General features: G+C 38.8%; 11 protein-coding genes, 1 pseudogene and 1 riboswitch. Of the genes and pseudogenes, 9 read left to right on the plus strand and 3 right to left on the minus strand.

The window, feature by feature from the left end; all coding sequences use genetic code 11:
* Positions 1 to 795 (plus strand): ABC transporter ATP-binding protein, encoded by a 795-nt coding sequence (locus MKY78_RS11920; protein ID WP_339212906.1) that lies wholly within the window; start codon positions 1 to 3, stop codon positions 793 to 795.
* A 456-nt stretch (positions 796 to 1,251) separates the two neighbouring features.
* Here the strand turns inward: MKY78_RS11920 and MKY78_RS11925 are convergent, their stop codons facing one another.
* Entirely contained in the window at positions 1,252 to 1,971 is a 720-nt protein-coding gene (locus tag MKY78_RS11925; RefSeq protein WP_339212908.1) for an NAD-dependent deacylase, read from the minus strand.
* Positions 1,972 to 2,110: 139 nt separating this feature from the next.
* Between MKY78_RS11925 and MKY78_RS11930 the strand changes: the two genes are divergently transcribed.
* The 7 genes from MKY78_RS11930 (at position 2,111) to MKY78_RS11960 (ending at position 10,775) form a co-directional block, all read left to right on the plus strand.
* Positions 2,111 to 2,782 carry a response regulator transcription factor gene (locus MKY78_RS11930; RefSeq protein WP_339212910.1) on the plus strand — a complete coding sequence of 224 codons (672 nt, stop codon included), beginning with the start codon at positions 2,111 to 2,113 and terminating at the stop codon, positions 2,780 to 2,782.
* A gap of 1 nt (position 2,783) precedes the next feature.
* Entirely contained in the window at positions 2,784 to 3,794 is a 1,011-nt protein-coding gene (locus MKY78_RS11935; protein WP_339212912.1) for a sensor histidine kinase, read from the plus strand.
* A gap of 111 nt (positions 3,795 to 3,905) precedes the next feature.
* Positions 3,906 to 4,673 (plus strand): ABC transporter ATP-binding protein, encoded by a 768-nt coding sequence (locus MKY78_RS11940; RefSeq protein WP_339212914.1) that lies wholly within the window; start codon positions 3,906 to 3,908, stop codon positions 4,671 to 4,673.
* Positions 4,666 to 6,630, plus strand: a complete 1,965-nt coding sequence (locus MKY78_RS11945; RefSeq protein ID WP_339212916.1) for an ABC transporter permease — start codon at positions 4,666 to 4,668, stop codon at positions 6,628 to 6,630. Before MKY78_RS11940 ends, MKY78_RS11945 begins: the two co-directional genes overlap by 8 nt.
* 159 nt (positions 6,631 to 6,789) lie before the next feature.
* Positions 6,790 to 6,977: riboswitch (cobalamin riboswitch) on the plus strand.
* A 129-nt stretch (positions 6,978 to 7,106) separates the two neighbouring features.
* Positions 7,107 to 9,329: a ribonucleoside-diphosphate reductase subunit alpha gene (locus MKY78_RS11950; protein WP_339212918.1), complete on the plus strand. Its 2,223-nt coding sequence runs from the start codon at positions 7,107 to 7,109 to the stop codon at positions 9,327 to 9,329.
* A gap of 2 nt (positions 9,330 to 9,331) precedes the next feature.
* Positions 9,332 to 9,751, plus strand: a complete 420-nt coding sequence (locus MKY78_RS11955) for a flavodoxin (RefSeq protein WP_339217898.1) — start codon at positions 9,332 to 9,334, stop codon at positions 9,749 to 9,751.
* Positions 9,732 to 10,775: a ribonucleotide-diphosphate reductase subunit beta gene (locus MKY78_RS11960; RefSeq protein ID WP_339212920.1), complete on the plus strand. Its 1,044-nt coding sequence runs from the start codon at positions 9,732 to 9,734 to the stop codon at positions 10,773 to 10,775. Before MKY78_RS11955 ends, MKY78_RS11960 begins: the two co-directional genes overlap by 20 nt.
* A gap of 122 nt (positions 10,776 to 10,897) precedes the next feature.
* Here the strand turns inward: MKY78_RS11960 and MKY78_RS11965 are convergent, their stop codons facing one another.
* Positions 10,898 to 11,680, minus strand: coding sequence for a TerC family protein (locus MKY78_RS11965; protein WP_339212922.1), 783 nt, complete (start codon positions 11,678 to 11,680; stop codon positions 10,898 to 10,900).
* 1,142 nt (positions 11,681 to 12,822) lie between these two features.
* Here MKY78_RS11965 and tnpA point away from each other — a divergent pair.
* Positions 12,823 to 13,293: pseudogene (gene tnpA, locus MKY78_RS11970) on the plus strand (IS200/IS605 family transposase).
* Between the two features lie 478 nt (positions 13,294 to 13,771).
* Here tnpA and MKY78_RS11975 read toward each other — a convergent pair.
* Positions 13,772 to 15,022 (minus strand): hypothetical protein, encoded by a 1,251-nt coding sequence (locus MKY78_RS11975; RefSeq protein WP_339212924.1) that lies wholly within the window; start codon positions 15,020 to 15,022, stop codon positions 13,772 to 13,774.
* Positions 15,023 to 15,139 lie beyond the last annotated feature (117 nt).

The following is a 15,139-nucleotide window of genomic DNA, read 5'->3' on the forward strand; positions in this document are numbered from 1 at the left end:
ATGTTACATGTAAAGGAAGTCGCAATAACATTTAATGAAGGTACCCCCGATGAGAAGAAAGCATTACAACGAATTAATTTAACATTAGAAGAGGGAGATTTTGTCACTGTAATTGGCAGTAATGGTGCTGGAAAATCAACCTTAATGAATGTAATATCAGGTAATCTCATGCCAGATATCGGGGAAGTGGTCATTGGGAATAAAGATGTAACACTGCTTCCAGAATATAAACGGTCGGCATACATTGGGCGCGTGTTTCAAGATCCTATGGCAGGTACGGCACCTTCTATGACGATTGAAGAAAACTTAGCGATGGCCTACTCGAGAATTCGGAAAAGAAAACTAAGACGGGGAGTAACCAAAAAGCGTAGAGAAGACTTTAAAGAGCATCTAAAAACACTAAACCTAGGATTAGAAGACCGCTTAAATGCGAAAGTCGGGCTATTATCAGGGGGAGAACGCCAAGCATTATCCTTATTAATGGCCACCTTCACAAATCCAAAGATTTTATTACTTGATGAGCATACAGCAGCCCTCGATCCATCAAGAGCACAACTAATCACAACCTTAACGAAGGAAGTGGTAGAAGAACATGGGCTCACCACTTTAATGGTTACCCATAATATGCAACAGGCACTTGATTTAGGGAACAGATTAATCATGATGGATAAAGGCCAAATAATCTTAGACATTAACAATGAAAAGAAACAAAACCTAACAATTGAAGATTTATTAAGGGAATTCCAACGAATACGCGGAGCACAGTTTGAAAGTGACCGCGCCGTTTTGGGGTGATTCAAGTAGAACAGGAGCATCATTCGCTCCTGTTTTTTTGGGTGTTAGATTAGTTGTATGGAGAGATGAGTAATTTGTGCGTTTTTGGGTGGAGAACGCGGGGGCTCGTGAATTCCGCGCGAGCAAGGGAGAAAATCGCGCGAGCCCAGGAGAAAATCGCGCGAGCCCAGGGGAAAATCGCGCGACAAGGGGAATCCCGCGCGAATCAGGAAGAATCCCGCGCGAGCTTGGGGGGAATTCGCGCGAGTCAGTGGAAAAATCGCGCGAGCCCGGAGAAAAATCGCGCGACCAAAGGAGAAAGTCGCGCGAGCCAAGAGAAAAATCGCGCGACAGGAAGAATCTCGCGCGAATTAAGAGGAATCCCGCGCGAATTTAGGTGAGTCCCGCGCGAATTTAGGGGAATCCCGCGCGAACCAGGAGCCCCCCGCGCGAATCAAATCCCCACACCCCTCCTACTTACAACCGCTCTTCCACCTCAACTAAAAATTCCCGAATACTCTTATCCCGGACAATATAATCAGCATAATGATCCATTGGTGTTGGCTCACGATTTACAATAACTAGCTTTGCACCGTGCTCTTTTGCAAGCATGGGGAACATATTAGCAGGGCTCACCGTCAATGAGGAGCCTAAGACAATAAATAAATCGGTTTTACTTGTTTCTATCTCCGCCTTGTAGAAAACATCCTCTGGAAGCATTTCACCAAAAAGGACAATTCCCGGTCGAACGGGACCATTACAGTACGCACAATGATGCTCCCCATTGATATACCGCTCTCTGACCTGCTCTCGTTTACATTGATTACAGAAAAACTTCCGAAATGTTCCATGAAGCTCCATCACATTATGACTCCCAGCATCATGGTGAAAGCCATCGACATTCTGTGTGATGATGCCATTAACAAGTCCTTGCTGCTCCCAGCGGCCTAATATATGATGCCCTTCATGTGGCTTGTATTTTGTTATCTCTCGAAGGCGGAATTGGTAGAATTCCGTAAATTCCTGAAAGTTATGCACTAATGCTTGGACATTCGCTAGTTCATCTGGATTAAATTTGGACCATAATCCTCTATCCTTTGAGCGGAAATCAGGAAGTCCGCTTTCCGTGGACATGCCAGCACCAGTAAAAAAGAGTGTATAAGAAGCAGAGCGAATTAAATCAACTATGTTCTCCATCGGTTCACCATCCTCACCTATTTATTATTATTTTACTGAATAAACCTACCAACTTCCAATTCTATTGGGATAATCTGGGACTACGTTGTATACTTTTAATTAGTTTAGAAACGATGGAATAGGGGAGGGAAAATCTGTTATGTACAAAATTCTAATTGTAGAAGATGATATGACAATCGCTCGTTCAATGAAAAAGCATTTAACATCTTGGGGATACGAAGTAGAATATATAACCGACTTTCATGATGTTATGGCATCATTTGTTTCAATAGATCCGCAATTAATTTTACTAGATATTTCACTACCATCATTCAATGGCTTTCATTGGTGCAGTGAGATTCGTAAAGTATCCAAAGTACCAATCATTTTTATCTCTTCTGCATCTGACAATATGAATATTGTCATGGCTATGAATATGGGTGGGGATGATTTTATCTCCAAGCCATTTGACTTAAATGTCCTAACCTCCAAAGTACAAGCAATGTTGAGAAGAACGTATGATTTTACTGGGCAAACGAATTTGCTTCAGCATAAAGGTGCTATTGTGAATGTAAGTGATGGGACACTGACCTATGATAGTCAAAAGATAGATCTGACTAAAAACGAGTTAAAAATACTACAGTTTTTATTAGAGAGTAAGGGGAAAACCGTTTCTAGGGATGCCTTGATGACAAGACTTTGGGAGACAGATAGCTTTATCGATGATAATACACTTACCGTAAATGTTACGAGACTACGAAAGAAGTTAGAGCGTGTAGGTCTCATCGACTTTATCATAACAAAAAAAGGGATAGGATATTTGGTGGAATAAGATGAATCAATCTAAATTTAAATTGTTTCTTCAGTACATAAAGTATAGAAAGTTTTATATCGTCCTATTTTTACTCATTACCCTTATTTTCTTCTTTGTAAATTATTTATACAACCAATCTCTAGAACCGGTAATCTATTCTGCCGTACTTTGTTTCTATATCGGAATCGTTGTCTTGGTCATTGGTTTTGCCAAGTTTTATAAACATTATCACAAGCTTAAGGAACTGCATAACACTATCACGGTAAAATTGGAACAGCTACCAACACCTCAAGATACGTTGGAGGCAACATACCAGGAGATCATCCAACTTCTCTATCAAGAAAATATGGATAGTAAGCATAGAGCCGATAGTAGCCATACCGATTTAATTGAGTATTTTACCCAATGGACCCATCAAATTAAAACACCAATTGCGGCCATGCGGCTTATCTTACAGACAGAGGAAATGGAGCATCACCAAGAATTATCAATGGAGCTAGTTAAAATAGAACAATATGTGGAATTTGTATTACAATACCTCCGCTTGGATACGATGTCCTCTGATTTAGAGCTGAGAGAATATAGCTTGGATGATATCGTAAAGCAGGCGGTTCGGAAAAATGCAAAGCTGTTTATTCGAAAGAAGATTAGCTTACATTTCGATGAACTGAACTGTCACGTACTAACAGATGAAAAGTGGCTTCTCTTTGTCATTGAGCAAATTCTATCGAATGCCCTGAAGTATACGAAGGAAGGTTCTGTTTCCATTTATATGGATCCTAACGAGGAAAAAACGCTCGTAATACAAGATACTGGGATTGGGATTCGGGCAGAGGACCTACCGCGAGTGTTTGATAGAGGCTTTACCGGCTTCAATGGTAGGATGTTTAAGAAATCTACGGGACTTGGATTATATATGTGTAAGCAAATTACAAGCAAACTCTCCCACCAAATGAAAATGGAGTCAGAAATTGGACAAGGCACCAAAGTGTCCATCGATTTAAAAACCGCTAATATTGAAATCGAATAGTTACCTTACATTATCGTAAGGTTGCTACCAGAATTGTAAGCAAAAGCGATGTCTAACGCGGTTTGATGGTTGGTATACTGAGCATGAAATAAGACGTGGAGGTAATAAGAAATGACGATACTTGAAGTGAATAATGTAAAGAAAGTGTATACGACACGTTTCGGGGGTAATCATGTTCAGGCACTAACCGATGTATCCTTTTCCGTTGAGGAGGGGGAATATGTGGCAATTATGGGGGAGTCAGGATCAGGAAAAACGACCCTATTAAATATCCTGGCAGCTTTAGATAAGCCGACAAGTGGGAATGTGCTATTAGATGGCAAAAGCATTCTTACTATCAAAGATAAACAACTATCCTCATTTAGACGGGGGAATCTTGGTTTTGTGTTTCAAGATTTTAATCTACTGGATACGTTCTCCATTCAAGACAATATATTCTTACCTTTAGTCTTGTCTGGTAAATCATATAAGGAGATGCGCAGTCGTATAGCACCACTTGCTCAAAAGCTTCGGATCACCAACATATTAGAAAAGTATCCATATGAAGTGTCTGGAGGGCAAAAGCAACGAGCAGCAGTAGCCAGAGCTTTAATTACGAATCCAAAGCTGATCTTAGCTGATGAGCCAACAGGGGCACTCGATTCCCGTGCATCGGATGATTTACTAAACATGTTTACAACTATTAATGATGAAGGGCAAACAGTGCTTATGGTAACCCATAGTACAAAAGCGGCAAGTCATGCAAAACGAGTCCTTTTTATAAAAGATGGTACCGTATTTCACCAAATTTATAAAGGCTCGTTAACGAACGAGGAAATGTATCAAAAAATATCAGATGCCCTCCATGTTATCGCAACAGGCGGTGTGGAATATGAGTAGATTTTTCTATCCAACGTTAGCATGGAATAATTTGAAAAAGAATAGAAAAACATATATTCCGTATATCCTAACCTGTATTGGCACGATTGCGATGTTTTACATGATGGTTTTTATTAGTGGGAACCAGGGGTTAGAAGAAATACCGGGAGTAGAGGTTCTCCAATTATTGCTCAATTTAGGTAGTTATATTATTGGCATATTCTCGGTGATTTTTCTATTTTATACAAACAGCTTTATAACAAAACAACGACAAAAAGAGTTTGGCCTCTATAATATTCTAGGGATGGAGAAAAAACATATTGCAAAAATGATTACTTGGGAGGCTTTCTATGTAGCTGTATTCAGTCTAGTAGTAGGTTTAATAACAGGAATTGTGGTCAGCAGATTAATGTTTTTATTACTTATGAAGCTATTAACCTTTGAAATACCGTTTACCACACTAATCTCTATGCAACCATTACTTAGTACGGTCATTCTTTTTAGTGTGATATTTTTGCTAACCTTGTTAAACAACTTACGGCATATTCACTTGTCTAAGCCAATTGAGCTACTTAAGGGAGGAGAAGTTGGCGAGAAGGAGCCAAAGACAAAGTGGTTAATCGTACTAATAGGCATTATCGCACTATCTACTGGATACTATATTGCTTTAGCAACCGAGTCACCTTTAGCTGCTCTTAACAAATTCTTTCTAGCTGTATTACTCGTTATTATTGCAACGTATGCTTTATTTACTGCAGGTACTATAGCCTTATTCAAAATGCTTCGGAAGAACAAATCGTTCTATTACAAGACAAACCACTTTATTAGTGTTTCTGGAATGATTTATCGAATGAAACAAAATGCGGTTGGACTGGCAAACATCTGTGTACTATCTACGATGGTTCTTGTTATGCTATCGTCAACGGTTTGCCTATATATCGGGATGGAGGAATTAATTAAGAATCGTTATCCAAAAGAAATTGCAGTTACCACGTATGATGTTCAGCCAGAAGATTTAGCAGTAATGGAAGAACTCATTCAGGAAGGGGCAAATGATCTTGCATTAACAATTGAAAAGCCACATTACTATTACTATAAGGAACTTCAAGTAATCAAAAATGGTAATGAATTCGTAAGTGGGGCTGGAATGGGATACGGTGCTGATATAGGTATGATAGTCCTCATTCCCTTAAGTGAGTATAATCGGATGGAAAATCGTTCAGAGCAATTAGCTGAAGATGAAGTGCTTTTATACACCTTTAGAGGTGAAGAAATCCAAGATTCGATTACGATGTTTGACCAAACGTTTACCATAAAAGAGCAGTTACCTGATCTACAGGTAGATGGCATTGCTTCAGCCATGATTTTGGATAGCTTTAATTTTGTCATTGTTCCTGATGAAGAAACCATTCGTGAGCTCGATCCTACTGATGCTGAAGGCTACAACGCATACTATGGATTCGATGTAGATGGCGACGTAGATAATGAAATTGCCTTACCAGGTCAATTGACCGAGAAATTAAAAGCTGCAAAAATGGTTGGACACGCAGAAGGTGCCGAGGAAAGTAAAGAGATATTTTACTCACTATATGGGGGACTATTTTTCTTAGGGATATTCTTAGGTACCCTATTTATCATGGCGACGGTATTAATAATTTACTATAAGCAAATCTCGGAAGGATACCAGGATAAGAACCGTTTTGAAATCATGCAAAAAGTTGGCTTAAGCAAGGCTGAAATTAAGAAATCGATTCGCAGTCAAGTATTATTAGTGTTTTTCCTACCGTTATTTGCTGCAGTAGTCCATATTTTATTTGCTTTCAATGTCATTACGAAATTACTGGAAGCTCTAAATTTAACGAACGTGGGATTATTTGCTATGTGTACAGCTGGTGTTATTATTATTTTTGCTGTATTATATTTGCTTGTCTATCTGTTAACAGCGAGAGAATATTATCGCATTGTAAGTAAAAATTAAAAATTTTACATGCTGGATACCCTATGGATGAGAAGGTTCATAGGGTATTTTGGTTATATGAATTCTAGAAATCTAGCAAGAATAGGATTGCAAAAATTATTAAACTATGATAGGGTAATAATACAATATATTGTGATGATGATGTAAATTAATACCATATATAGTGTCGTGAGTAATGGTGACACACATGTCTTAATAGGGAATCTAGTGAAAGTCTAGAGCTGTCCCCGCAACTGTAAGTGCCGACGAACAAGATATCCACTATATCGATTCATGGAAAGATATGGGAAGGACTTTAGTAGAATGAAGCGCAAGCCAGGAGACCTGCCATTAACTTATAGTTTCATTTTTCTTCGGGTTGAAAGAGCATGAAACGATGGATTATATACATAGATTTTGTATGGATTCTGTCGTTTTTTCTATGCCGTTCATCCCTCGGGTGAGCGGTTTTTTATTTGATTTATAGGAGGATTATTATGATAACAGTAGAACCAAGTAGTAAAGTGAATCTAGAGCAAGTGATAGACTTTGCTACAAAACGCTTAAAAATCAACATTTCTGAATTCGATGTAACCATTCCTGATGACTATTCGGCTGATAAAGCGATAGATGTACTCATCAGAAGAGCGTTAGAAAATATTGATGAAGCCAATCCGGATTGGACTTTTGTAGCTAGTAGACTATACTTACAAAAGTTATACTACCATGCAGCTAAAAACCGTCAATATAGTCCTTCCTTAAAATATGGAGATTTTTATCAACTCCTTGAACTACTGATACAAGAAGGAATCTATACACCGAGCTTGCTGGAAAAGTATACAAAAGATGAAATTATTACATTAGCCGGGAATATGGATTACGAAAAAGACTTACAATTTACGTATTTAGGTTTATATACACTTGCAAATCGTTACTTAGCAACAGATCATGATAAGAATACATATGAATTACCACAAGAGCGTTGGATGGTAATCGCGATGCATTTGATGCAGGATGAAGATAAAAGTAAACGTTTGGATCTTGTACTGGAAGCATATTGGGCATTAAGTAATTTATATATGACGGTTGCTACGCCAACTCTTGCGAATGCTGGTAAAACACACGGGCAATTATCAAGCTGTTTTATTGATACGGTTGATGATAGTCTGCAATCGATTTACGACAGTAATACCGATATTGCTAAGCTTTCTAAAAATGGTGGCGGAATCGGTGTTTATATGGGGAAAATTCGTGCTAGAGGAAGCTCGATTAAAGGGTTTAAAGGGATGTCTAGTGGTGTTGTACCATGGATAAAGCAATTAAATAATACCGCAGTGAGTGTGGATCAGCTTGGTACACGAAAAGGAGCTATCGCTGTCTATCTAGATGTTTGGCATATGGATATTGAGGCGTTCTTAGATCTGAAATTAAACAACGGGGACGACCGCATGCGGGCACATGATATTTTCACTGGTGTTTGTTTACCTGATTTATTCATGGAGCAGGTAGAAGCACGTGGTGACTGGTATTTATTTGATCCACACGAGGTTCGTGAGGTAATGGGATATTCCTTAGAAGATTTCTATGACGAAGAAAAAGGCAATGGTACATGGCGAACAAAATATGAAGAATGTGTTCAAAATGATCAGCTTACCAAAAAGAAAGTACCTGCAATCTCAATTATGAAGCGAATTATGATGGTTCAGCTAGAATCAGGTACACCATTTATGTTTTACCGTGATGAAGTAAATCGTCAAAACAGCAATAATCATAATGGAATCATTTATTGTTCTAATTTATGTACGGAAATTACGCAAAACCAATCACCAACAGAATTTCTAGAAGAATTTACCGATGAGAATGGCTATTTAATCAAGCGTTATCGACCAGGTGACTTTGTTGTATGTAATTTAAGCTCAATCAACTTAGGGAAGGCTGTCCCGGATCAAATACTAGAGCGACTCATTAAAATTCAAGTACGGATGCTTGATAACGTTATTGACATTAATACATTGCCGCTTTTACAGACACAAGCAACCAATCAGAAATATCGTGCTATCGGATTAGGGACTTTTGGTTGGCACCACCTATTAGCGAAAAAGCATATTGCCTGGGAATCCGAGGAAGCAGTACAGCTAGCTGATGAACTTTATGAACAAATTGCTTTCTTAACGATTAGAAGCAGTATGGAACTAAGTGAGGAAAAAGGAAGTTATCCTGCATATGCTGGTAGTAAATGGAGTACAGGGACTTATTTTGATGAAAAAGGCTATGTGAGCGAGGAATGGCAGGAATTAAAATCTTCTGTCATGAAAAATGGTATTCGTAATGGTTATCTCATGGCAGTCGCACCGAACTCTACGACCGCATTAATTGCTGGGTCTACAGCAAGTATCGACCCAATTTTCAAGCCATTTTATTATGAGGAGAAAAAGGACTTTAAAATACCGATGACGGCACCGGAATTAGATCATCGCACATATGATGTGTACCGTCGTTCCGCTTACATCGTTGACCAACGTTGGTCTGTTAAGCAAAATGCTGCACGTCAGAAGCATATAGATCAAAGTATCTCCTTTAATCTATACGTTCCAAATACTATCCGTGCGAGTATACTACTTGATTTACATCTTCAAGCATGGAGAGAAGGATTAAAGACGACTTATTATGTGAGATCGACATCCAATGATGTGGAAGAATGTGAGTGGTGTTCAAGTTGAGAATGTTAATAGCATACTTATCCTATAGTGGCAACACAGAAGAAACAGCAGAATTGATTCAGAAGAAGCTTATAGCTAAGGGAGCATCGGTGGACATGCATCGGATTGGCATTGATCCACCGATCAACCCAAGTCACTATGATGTCATGTTTATGGGGACCTTCACTTGGGATAATGGGAGTACACCAGATGAGGTAAAAGACTTTGTGTTAGAAATAGGCTATAAACCGGATAATATTGCGGTGTTTGGAACAGGCGATACACAGTTTCCGTTCTTCTGCCAAGCTGTTGATAAACTAACACGATTTTACGAAAGCAAGTGGCAAGGGTTAAAAATAGAGCAATCACCTAGAGGTTCACAGGAAATCAAAATTGACCGTTGGCTGGAAGGAGTTTTACAGTATGTCAGACGTATTGCTTGAGAAAGCAAAAACAATGGAGCCGCGTAATCCGAATAAGGCGACTAAAGTATTTGGTGGCAAATCCAGTGGCATCCTCAATTGGAATGATATTAAGTATCCACATTGGTATAAAATGTACAAGCGATTAGTAGGGAATTACTGGCAAGCAGATGAAATTAATATGTTTTCTGATGTAAAGCAATTTCCGATGTTAACAGAAGCAGAACAGGATGCTTACTTAAAAGTAATTGGTCTGTTATCTACCTTGGATGCCCCGCAAACAAGGACAGCGTTGTTATTATCCTTATATGCAACAGATCCATCTGTACAGTCCATTTTAGCGGTGATTTCACAGCAGGAGGCTGTTCATAATGAAAGCTATTCTTATGTGCTTTCTTCAGTTGTGACACTGAAAGAACAGAATGAAGCATTCGAATTAGGAAGAAAGAATCCGATTTTATTAAAACGAAATGAACGGTTAATTACAGGCTATAATGAATTTGTAGAGAATCCAACTGTGGAAAATATATTGAAGACATTAGTATACACATCACTCTTAGAGGGGTTATTCTTCTACTCAGGCTTTGCCTTTTTCTATCATCTTGCAAGGGAAAATAAGATGGTAGGAACGTCGACGATGATTAGCTATATAAATCGAGACGAGCTAGAACATGGCAAGTTTATTTCGGAGCTTTTCCGGGCAACACTAGCGGAGTACCCAGAGCATAATAATAAAGACTTCATTGATTGGGTATATCAAGAATTTAAAGTCGCAGTGGATATGGAAATGGAATGGTCGAACTATGTCCTTTCCGATGTGGATGGCATGGACTTGAAGCAAATGGAAGGCTATATTCAATACCGTGCCAATAAAATGCTCCGATTACTTGGGTTAAGCGAAATATATCCAGATAATGTGGAAAACCCAATGAAGTGGATTCGTGCATATGTAGATAATATTGATGGGACAAAAACCGATTTCTTTGAGCAGAAATCAAGACAGTACACGAAAACAAGTGATTTAAATGGGTTTGATGATCTGTAAAAGTGAAGGCTTGTTACGTTCCATACAAAAACTCGTACCATGAATGAAGTGGTACGAGTTTTTTAATTTAATGGTATTGTGTGGATGTTATCCACGTTTTTAACCTCGAGAAATGATAATAATTAAGCTTCGGTAGATACTTCTTTATCTTTATTACCTTTTTTACCGGATACAAACCATCCAATTACAGCTACTGCTAATAGTACTCCCCAGAACACAAAGGTCCATGCTGTGCTATGTGGAAAATCGTGTGGTAGGATGTGTACTTTATCATGACTTAATGTAATGACAGCAAGTTTTACCCCAACCCAAGCTACAATTAGATAAGCGACCGTTTCTAGACCTGGTCGTTTATCCAATAGTTGGACAAACCAGCCAGCTGCAAATTTAATCAATACTAATCCAGCAATACCTGCCACTACGACAATAAGGAATTGACCAGTATCCATTCCACCGAAATGACCTAGGCCTGTTTCTGGTAAAACAATCGCTAACGCAACAGCAGCAAGAATTGAATCGATAGCAAATGCTAAGTCAGCTAAACCAATTTTACCTACAGTCGGCCAAAAACCTTTTCCAACCGATTCCTTCTCCAGATCCTTCTTATCCCCTTTCGGTTTAACGAAATGATCCTGAATCACATGTTTTAAACCTAAATAAATCAAATAAATAGCACCAATTGCCTGCACTTGCCATACATTAGCTATAAAGGATATAGCAAATAATGCAGCAAATCGGAATATGAATGCTATTAAAATACCGTAGTTAATAGCTTTCTTTTTCTGATCTTCAGGTAAATGTTTTGCGATAACAGCTAATACGAGTGCGTTGTCAGCAGACAAGATCCCTTCTAACCCAATCAAGATTAACAGGGTCCAGGCATACTCTAACCAAATTGACTCCATGTTAGTTTTCTCCCTTCCAACATAAAAAATAGAGGCTCAATACCACCTGAAATGGTAAAGGCCTCTAAAAAAGAATAGACCTTTACCAAATCGGCAAAGGTCTTGCTAACAACACCGAGTTGCCAGAAATGCCGAGAGTATTCAAGATACTCTGAAATGACGACATAACTGTTAAAGCTACTCCCCTTTGAAATTATAAGTTAATTTAATCATTAATTCGAATATATGTCAATACATGATCTAACCATCGGGTGAGTGGCCCTTACCTAACACTAGTTTGAAACGATTACATGCATTTATTCCAAGATGATATTCCTAAATGATGTAAATTATGGAAGGTGAGTTGAGCTTGGGTTTGGCAGAGGACTCCTTTTTTAGGATGAGAAGCTGAGGAAGGTAACAGAAGAGGGTTGTCAGAGCCCTTTTTGAGGAAAAGAAGCTGAAAAAGGTAACAGAGGATCGTCGTCAGAGCCCTTTATGAGGAGAATTAGCGAAAAAAGGTAATAGAGAAGCGTCGTCAGAGCCCTTTTTTAGGATGAGAAGCTGAAAAAGGTAACAGAGAAGCGCCATCAGAGCCCTTTTTAAGTAGAAATAGCTGAAAAAGGTAACAGAGGAACGTCATCAGAGCCCTTCTTTAGGAAAAGAAGCTGAAAAAGGTAACAGAGGATCGTCGTCAGAGCCCTTTATGAGGAGAATTAGCGAAAAAAGGTAACAGAGGAACGTCGTCAGTGACCTTTTTGAGGAAAAGAAGCTGAAAAAGGTAACAGAGGATCGCTGTCAGAGCCCTTTTTTAGGATGAGAAGCTGAAAAAGGTAACAGAGGAGAGCTATCAGTTCCCTTTATGATGAGAAGTAGCGAAAAAAGGTAACAGAGGAACGTCGTCAGAGCCCTTTTTTAGGATGAGAAGCTGAAAAAGGTAACAGAGAAGTGCTGTCAGAGCCCTTTTTGAGGATGAGGAGCTGAAAAAGGTAACAGAGGAGCATCGTCAGAGCCCTTTTTGTGTCATTTGAAAACCCCTGGCTATGCCGGGGGTTCCGGAGAGCTTATAGCGTGGTATTAAAATTAAAAAAGGCCTCTCTTCGTGATAAGATATAGTTGGTTTCCCGACCACTACATCAAATAAACGAAGGAGGCATGTCCCAATGAAGGACAAGAATAGTTTAGCACATACAACATGGAATTGTAAGTATCACATCGTGTTTGCACCAAAATACAGAAGACAAATTATATATGGAAAATACAAACAAAGTATAGGAAAAATAATAAGAGAATTATGCGAGAGAAAAGGTGTAACCATTCATGAGGCAAATGCATGTCGAGATCATATCCATATGTTAGTAAGTATCCCACCAAAGCTGAGTGTATCTCAGTTTATGGGATATTTAAAAGGAAAAAGCAGTTTAATGATATTCGACCGACATGCAAATTTAAAATATAAATATGGCAATCGAAAATTCTGGTGTCGAGGTTTCTACGTCGATACAGTGGGCCGAAATAAGAAGTAAATAGAAGAATATATTAGGAATCAGCTCCGAGAAGATTATATATCAGATCAATTAACGTTATTCGAAGAGTTTGATCCATTCACAGGAGAAAAAAATAGAAAGATATAAGAGATTCTTTAGAATCAGTGCGTGGATGTGGTGCGTAAGGGAAAACCATTCAGTGGGCCTTTAAGGCCAAGGCCGGTAAAAGAGGCTTCAAGCCGCAGAGCAAACCACCAGTTCACACTGGTGGTTTTGATTGAGGATGAGGAGCTGAAAAAGGTAACAGAGAAGCGTCGTCAGAGCCCTTTATGAGGAAAAGAAGCTGAAAAAGGTAACAGAGAAGCGTCGTCAGAGCCCTTTATGAGGAAAAGAAGCTGAAAAAGGTAACAGAGGAACGTCATCAGTGCCCTTTTTAAGTAGAAATAGCTGAAGAAGGTAACAGAGAAGCATCATCAGAGCCCTTTATGAGGATAAGAAGCCAAAGGAGGTAACAGAGAACCACCATCAGCAAATAAAGCTAACCGCTCCCCTCAATCCTACCCCAAAAATAAAAGGCCCTCCTACATTAAGAAGGCCTACAAATCCGCTAAGAGATTAAAATCCTTTAAAACTGGAAAATTGGTACTTCTTCTCCAGTAGTGCCAATGACAACGACTTCACAGTCAAGCTTTCCACATAGGTGATAGGAATCCGAATTAGGATCTTTTACATAAACAGGAGTTAATTCCACGTGTTTGATTATTTTGTCGAATGCTTCATCACGTGAAATAGTGACATCTTCAGCTTTTGCATAGGATTCGAACACTTCAAATAAAAGCTTGCTATCCCAGTAATTAGCTGTTTGTAAGCTATCTCTTGAGATAATTACTTTTAATTTTCTATCTAATGGTGTGCTTGCTGCCATTTTTAATTCTGTAATGATATAGTTACCTTCTGGGTACATACCGGTCAGTGTCCACTTACCAGAATCGTCTGGATAAAGATTGCTCAAAAAGTCTTTCGTTTCCTCCATTGTGGATTGTATTTCATCGTCTGTTAATGGGTTCACCCTTACTTTCGCCATTGCATCTTCGTAAGAGATTTCTGTAGAGAAATCAATCTCTTGAGGTGTGAAATCTCTTTGGCTAGTGCTAGCCCATTCCAAGAGTACGTTTAACTCCTTATAAGTATCTATTTGATAAAGGGAGGCAGGTAAAATGATGTTGGATTTATCATTACGAATAAAAATTGTATCCATTGTCCAAACCTTTAGCCACTTTTCTTCTTCCTCAATAGGTGTTTCTATCAATTTTAGCTGTTGCTTGATGTTGTCCATTAAATCATCCTTCATTAAGGAGAAGGGCTCCCAATCGATATCTTCTTCGGAAGGAAAAACGCCATCTATTGAAAACTGTGTTAGCTGATTGTTTTCATTGAAGGTAATATCGATATTACCAGAAGGTGCTACGTCAATATTGTCTACTGTAGCTTGGAAACTAAATGCCGTTCCGTCTTCATAATCAAGCTTAAATTGTCTACCGAACATCATCCCGGTCTTTTCCTCCACCCATTCAATCACCGATTCTATTTCGGGAGCAGGGAAAATGCCTTCTGTTGCATAAGATACATCGTTTACGAAAATTAGCTGTTTAAGTTCGTTCGTATGAAGGTTGACCTCTAATACTGCAGTTCCCTCTGGATTATATTCTTCATTTTCTTCGGACTGATGAACTGGAAACCACTCTAAAGAGAGTATGTAATTCGTCTGATTCTCCTGTGTTGTTTCCGAGAAGATATGCTCACGTTTTAAAACATACTGCTCCAAGCCATATTCTTGCTGAAGTTTATTCGCTATTTCTTTTACATGCTCGTTCATCGTATTACCTCACTTTCGGGTTCGCTAACATTATAACAGAGGTTTTGCATTATTTAAAAAAAGTTCTTTACCTTCCCCTTAGGGTAACGTTTATAGTGGAATAAAGAGGGGGGTTTA

Source organism: Ornithinibacillus sp. FSL M8-0202, from assembly GCF_037975285.1.
GTDB classification, from domain to species: Bacteria; Bacillota; Bacilli; order Bacillales; family Amphibacillaceae; genus Ornithinibacillus; species Ornithinibacillus massiliensis.

What these genes read in the sequence shown, in the direction of transcription:
- MKY78_RS11965 (WP_339212922.1), bottom strand. Translation starts at nt 11,680, where the DNA reads ATGGAGTCAATTTGGTTAGAGTATGCCTGGACCCTGTTAATCTTGATT.
- MKY78_RS11920 (WP_339212906.1), top strand. Translation starts at nt 1, where the DNA reads ATGTTACATGTAAAGGAAGTCGCAATAACATTTAATGAAGGTACCCCC.
- MKY78_RS11945 (WP_339212916.1), top strand. Translation starts at nt 4,666, where the DNA reads ATGAGTAGATTTTTCTATCCAACGTTAGCATGGAATAATTTGAAAAAG.
- MKY78_RS11930 (WP_339212910.1), top strand. Translation starts at nt 2,111, where the DNA reads ATGTACAAAATTCTAATTGTAGAAGATGATATGACAATCGCTCGTTCA.
- MKY78_RS11950 (WP_339212918.1), top strand. Translation starts at nt 7,107, where the DNA reads ATGATAACAGTAGAACCAAGTAGTAAAGTGAATCTAGAGCAAGTGATA.
- MKY78_RS11975 (WP_339212924.1), bottom strand. Translation starts at nt 15,022, where the DNA reads ATGAACGAGCATGTAAAAGAAATAGCGAATAAACTTCAGCAAGAATAT.
- MKY78_RS11960 (WP_339212920.1), top strand. Translation starts at nt 9,732, where the DNA reads ATGTCAGACGTATTGCTTGAGAAAGCAAAAACAATGGAGCCGCGTAAT.
- MKY78_RS11935 (WP_339212912.1), top strand. Translation starts at nt 2,784, where the DNA reads ATGAATCAATCTAAATTTAAATTGTTTCTTCAGTACATAAAGTATAGA.
- MKY78_RS11940 (WP_339212914.1), top strand. Translation starts at nt 3,906, where the DNA reads ATGACGATACTTGAAGTGAATAATGTAAAGAAAGTGTATACGACACGT.
- MKY78_RS11925 (WP_339212908.1), bottom strand. Translation starts at nt 1,971, where the DNA reads ATGGAGAACATAGTTGATTTAATTCGCTCTGCTTCTTATACACTCTTT.
- MKY78_RS11955 (WP_339217898.1), top strand. Translation starts at nt 9,332, where the DNA reads ATGTTAATAGCATACTTATCCTATAGTGGCAACACAGAAGAAACAGCA.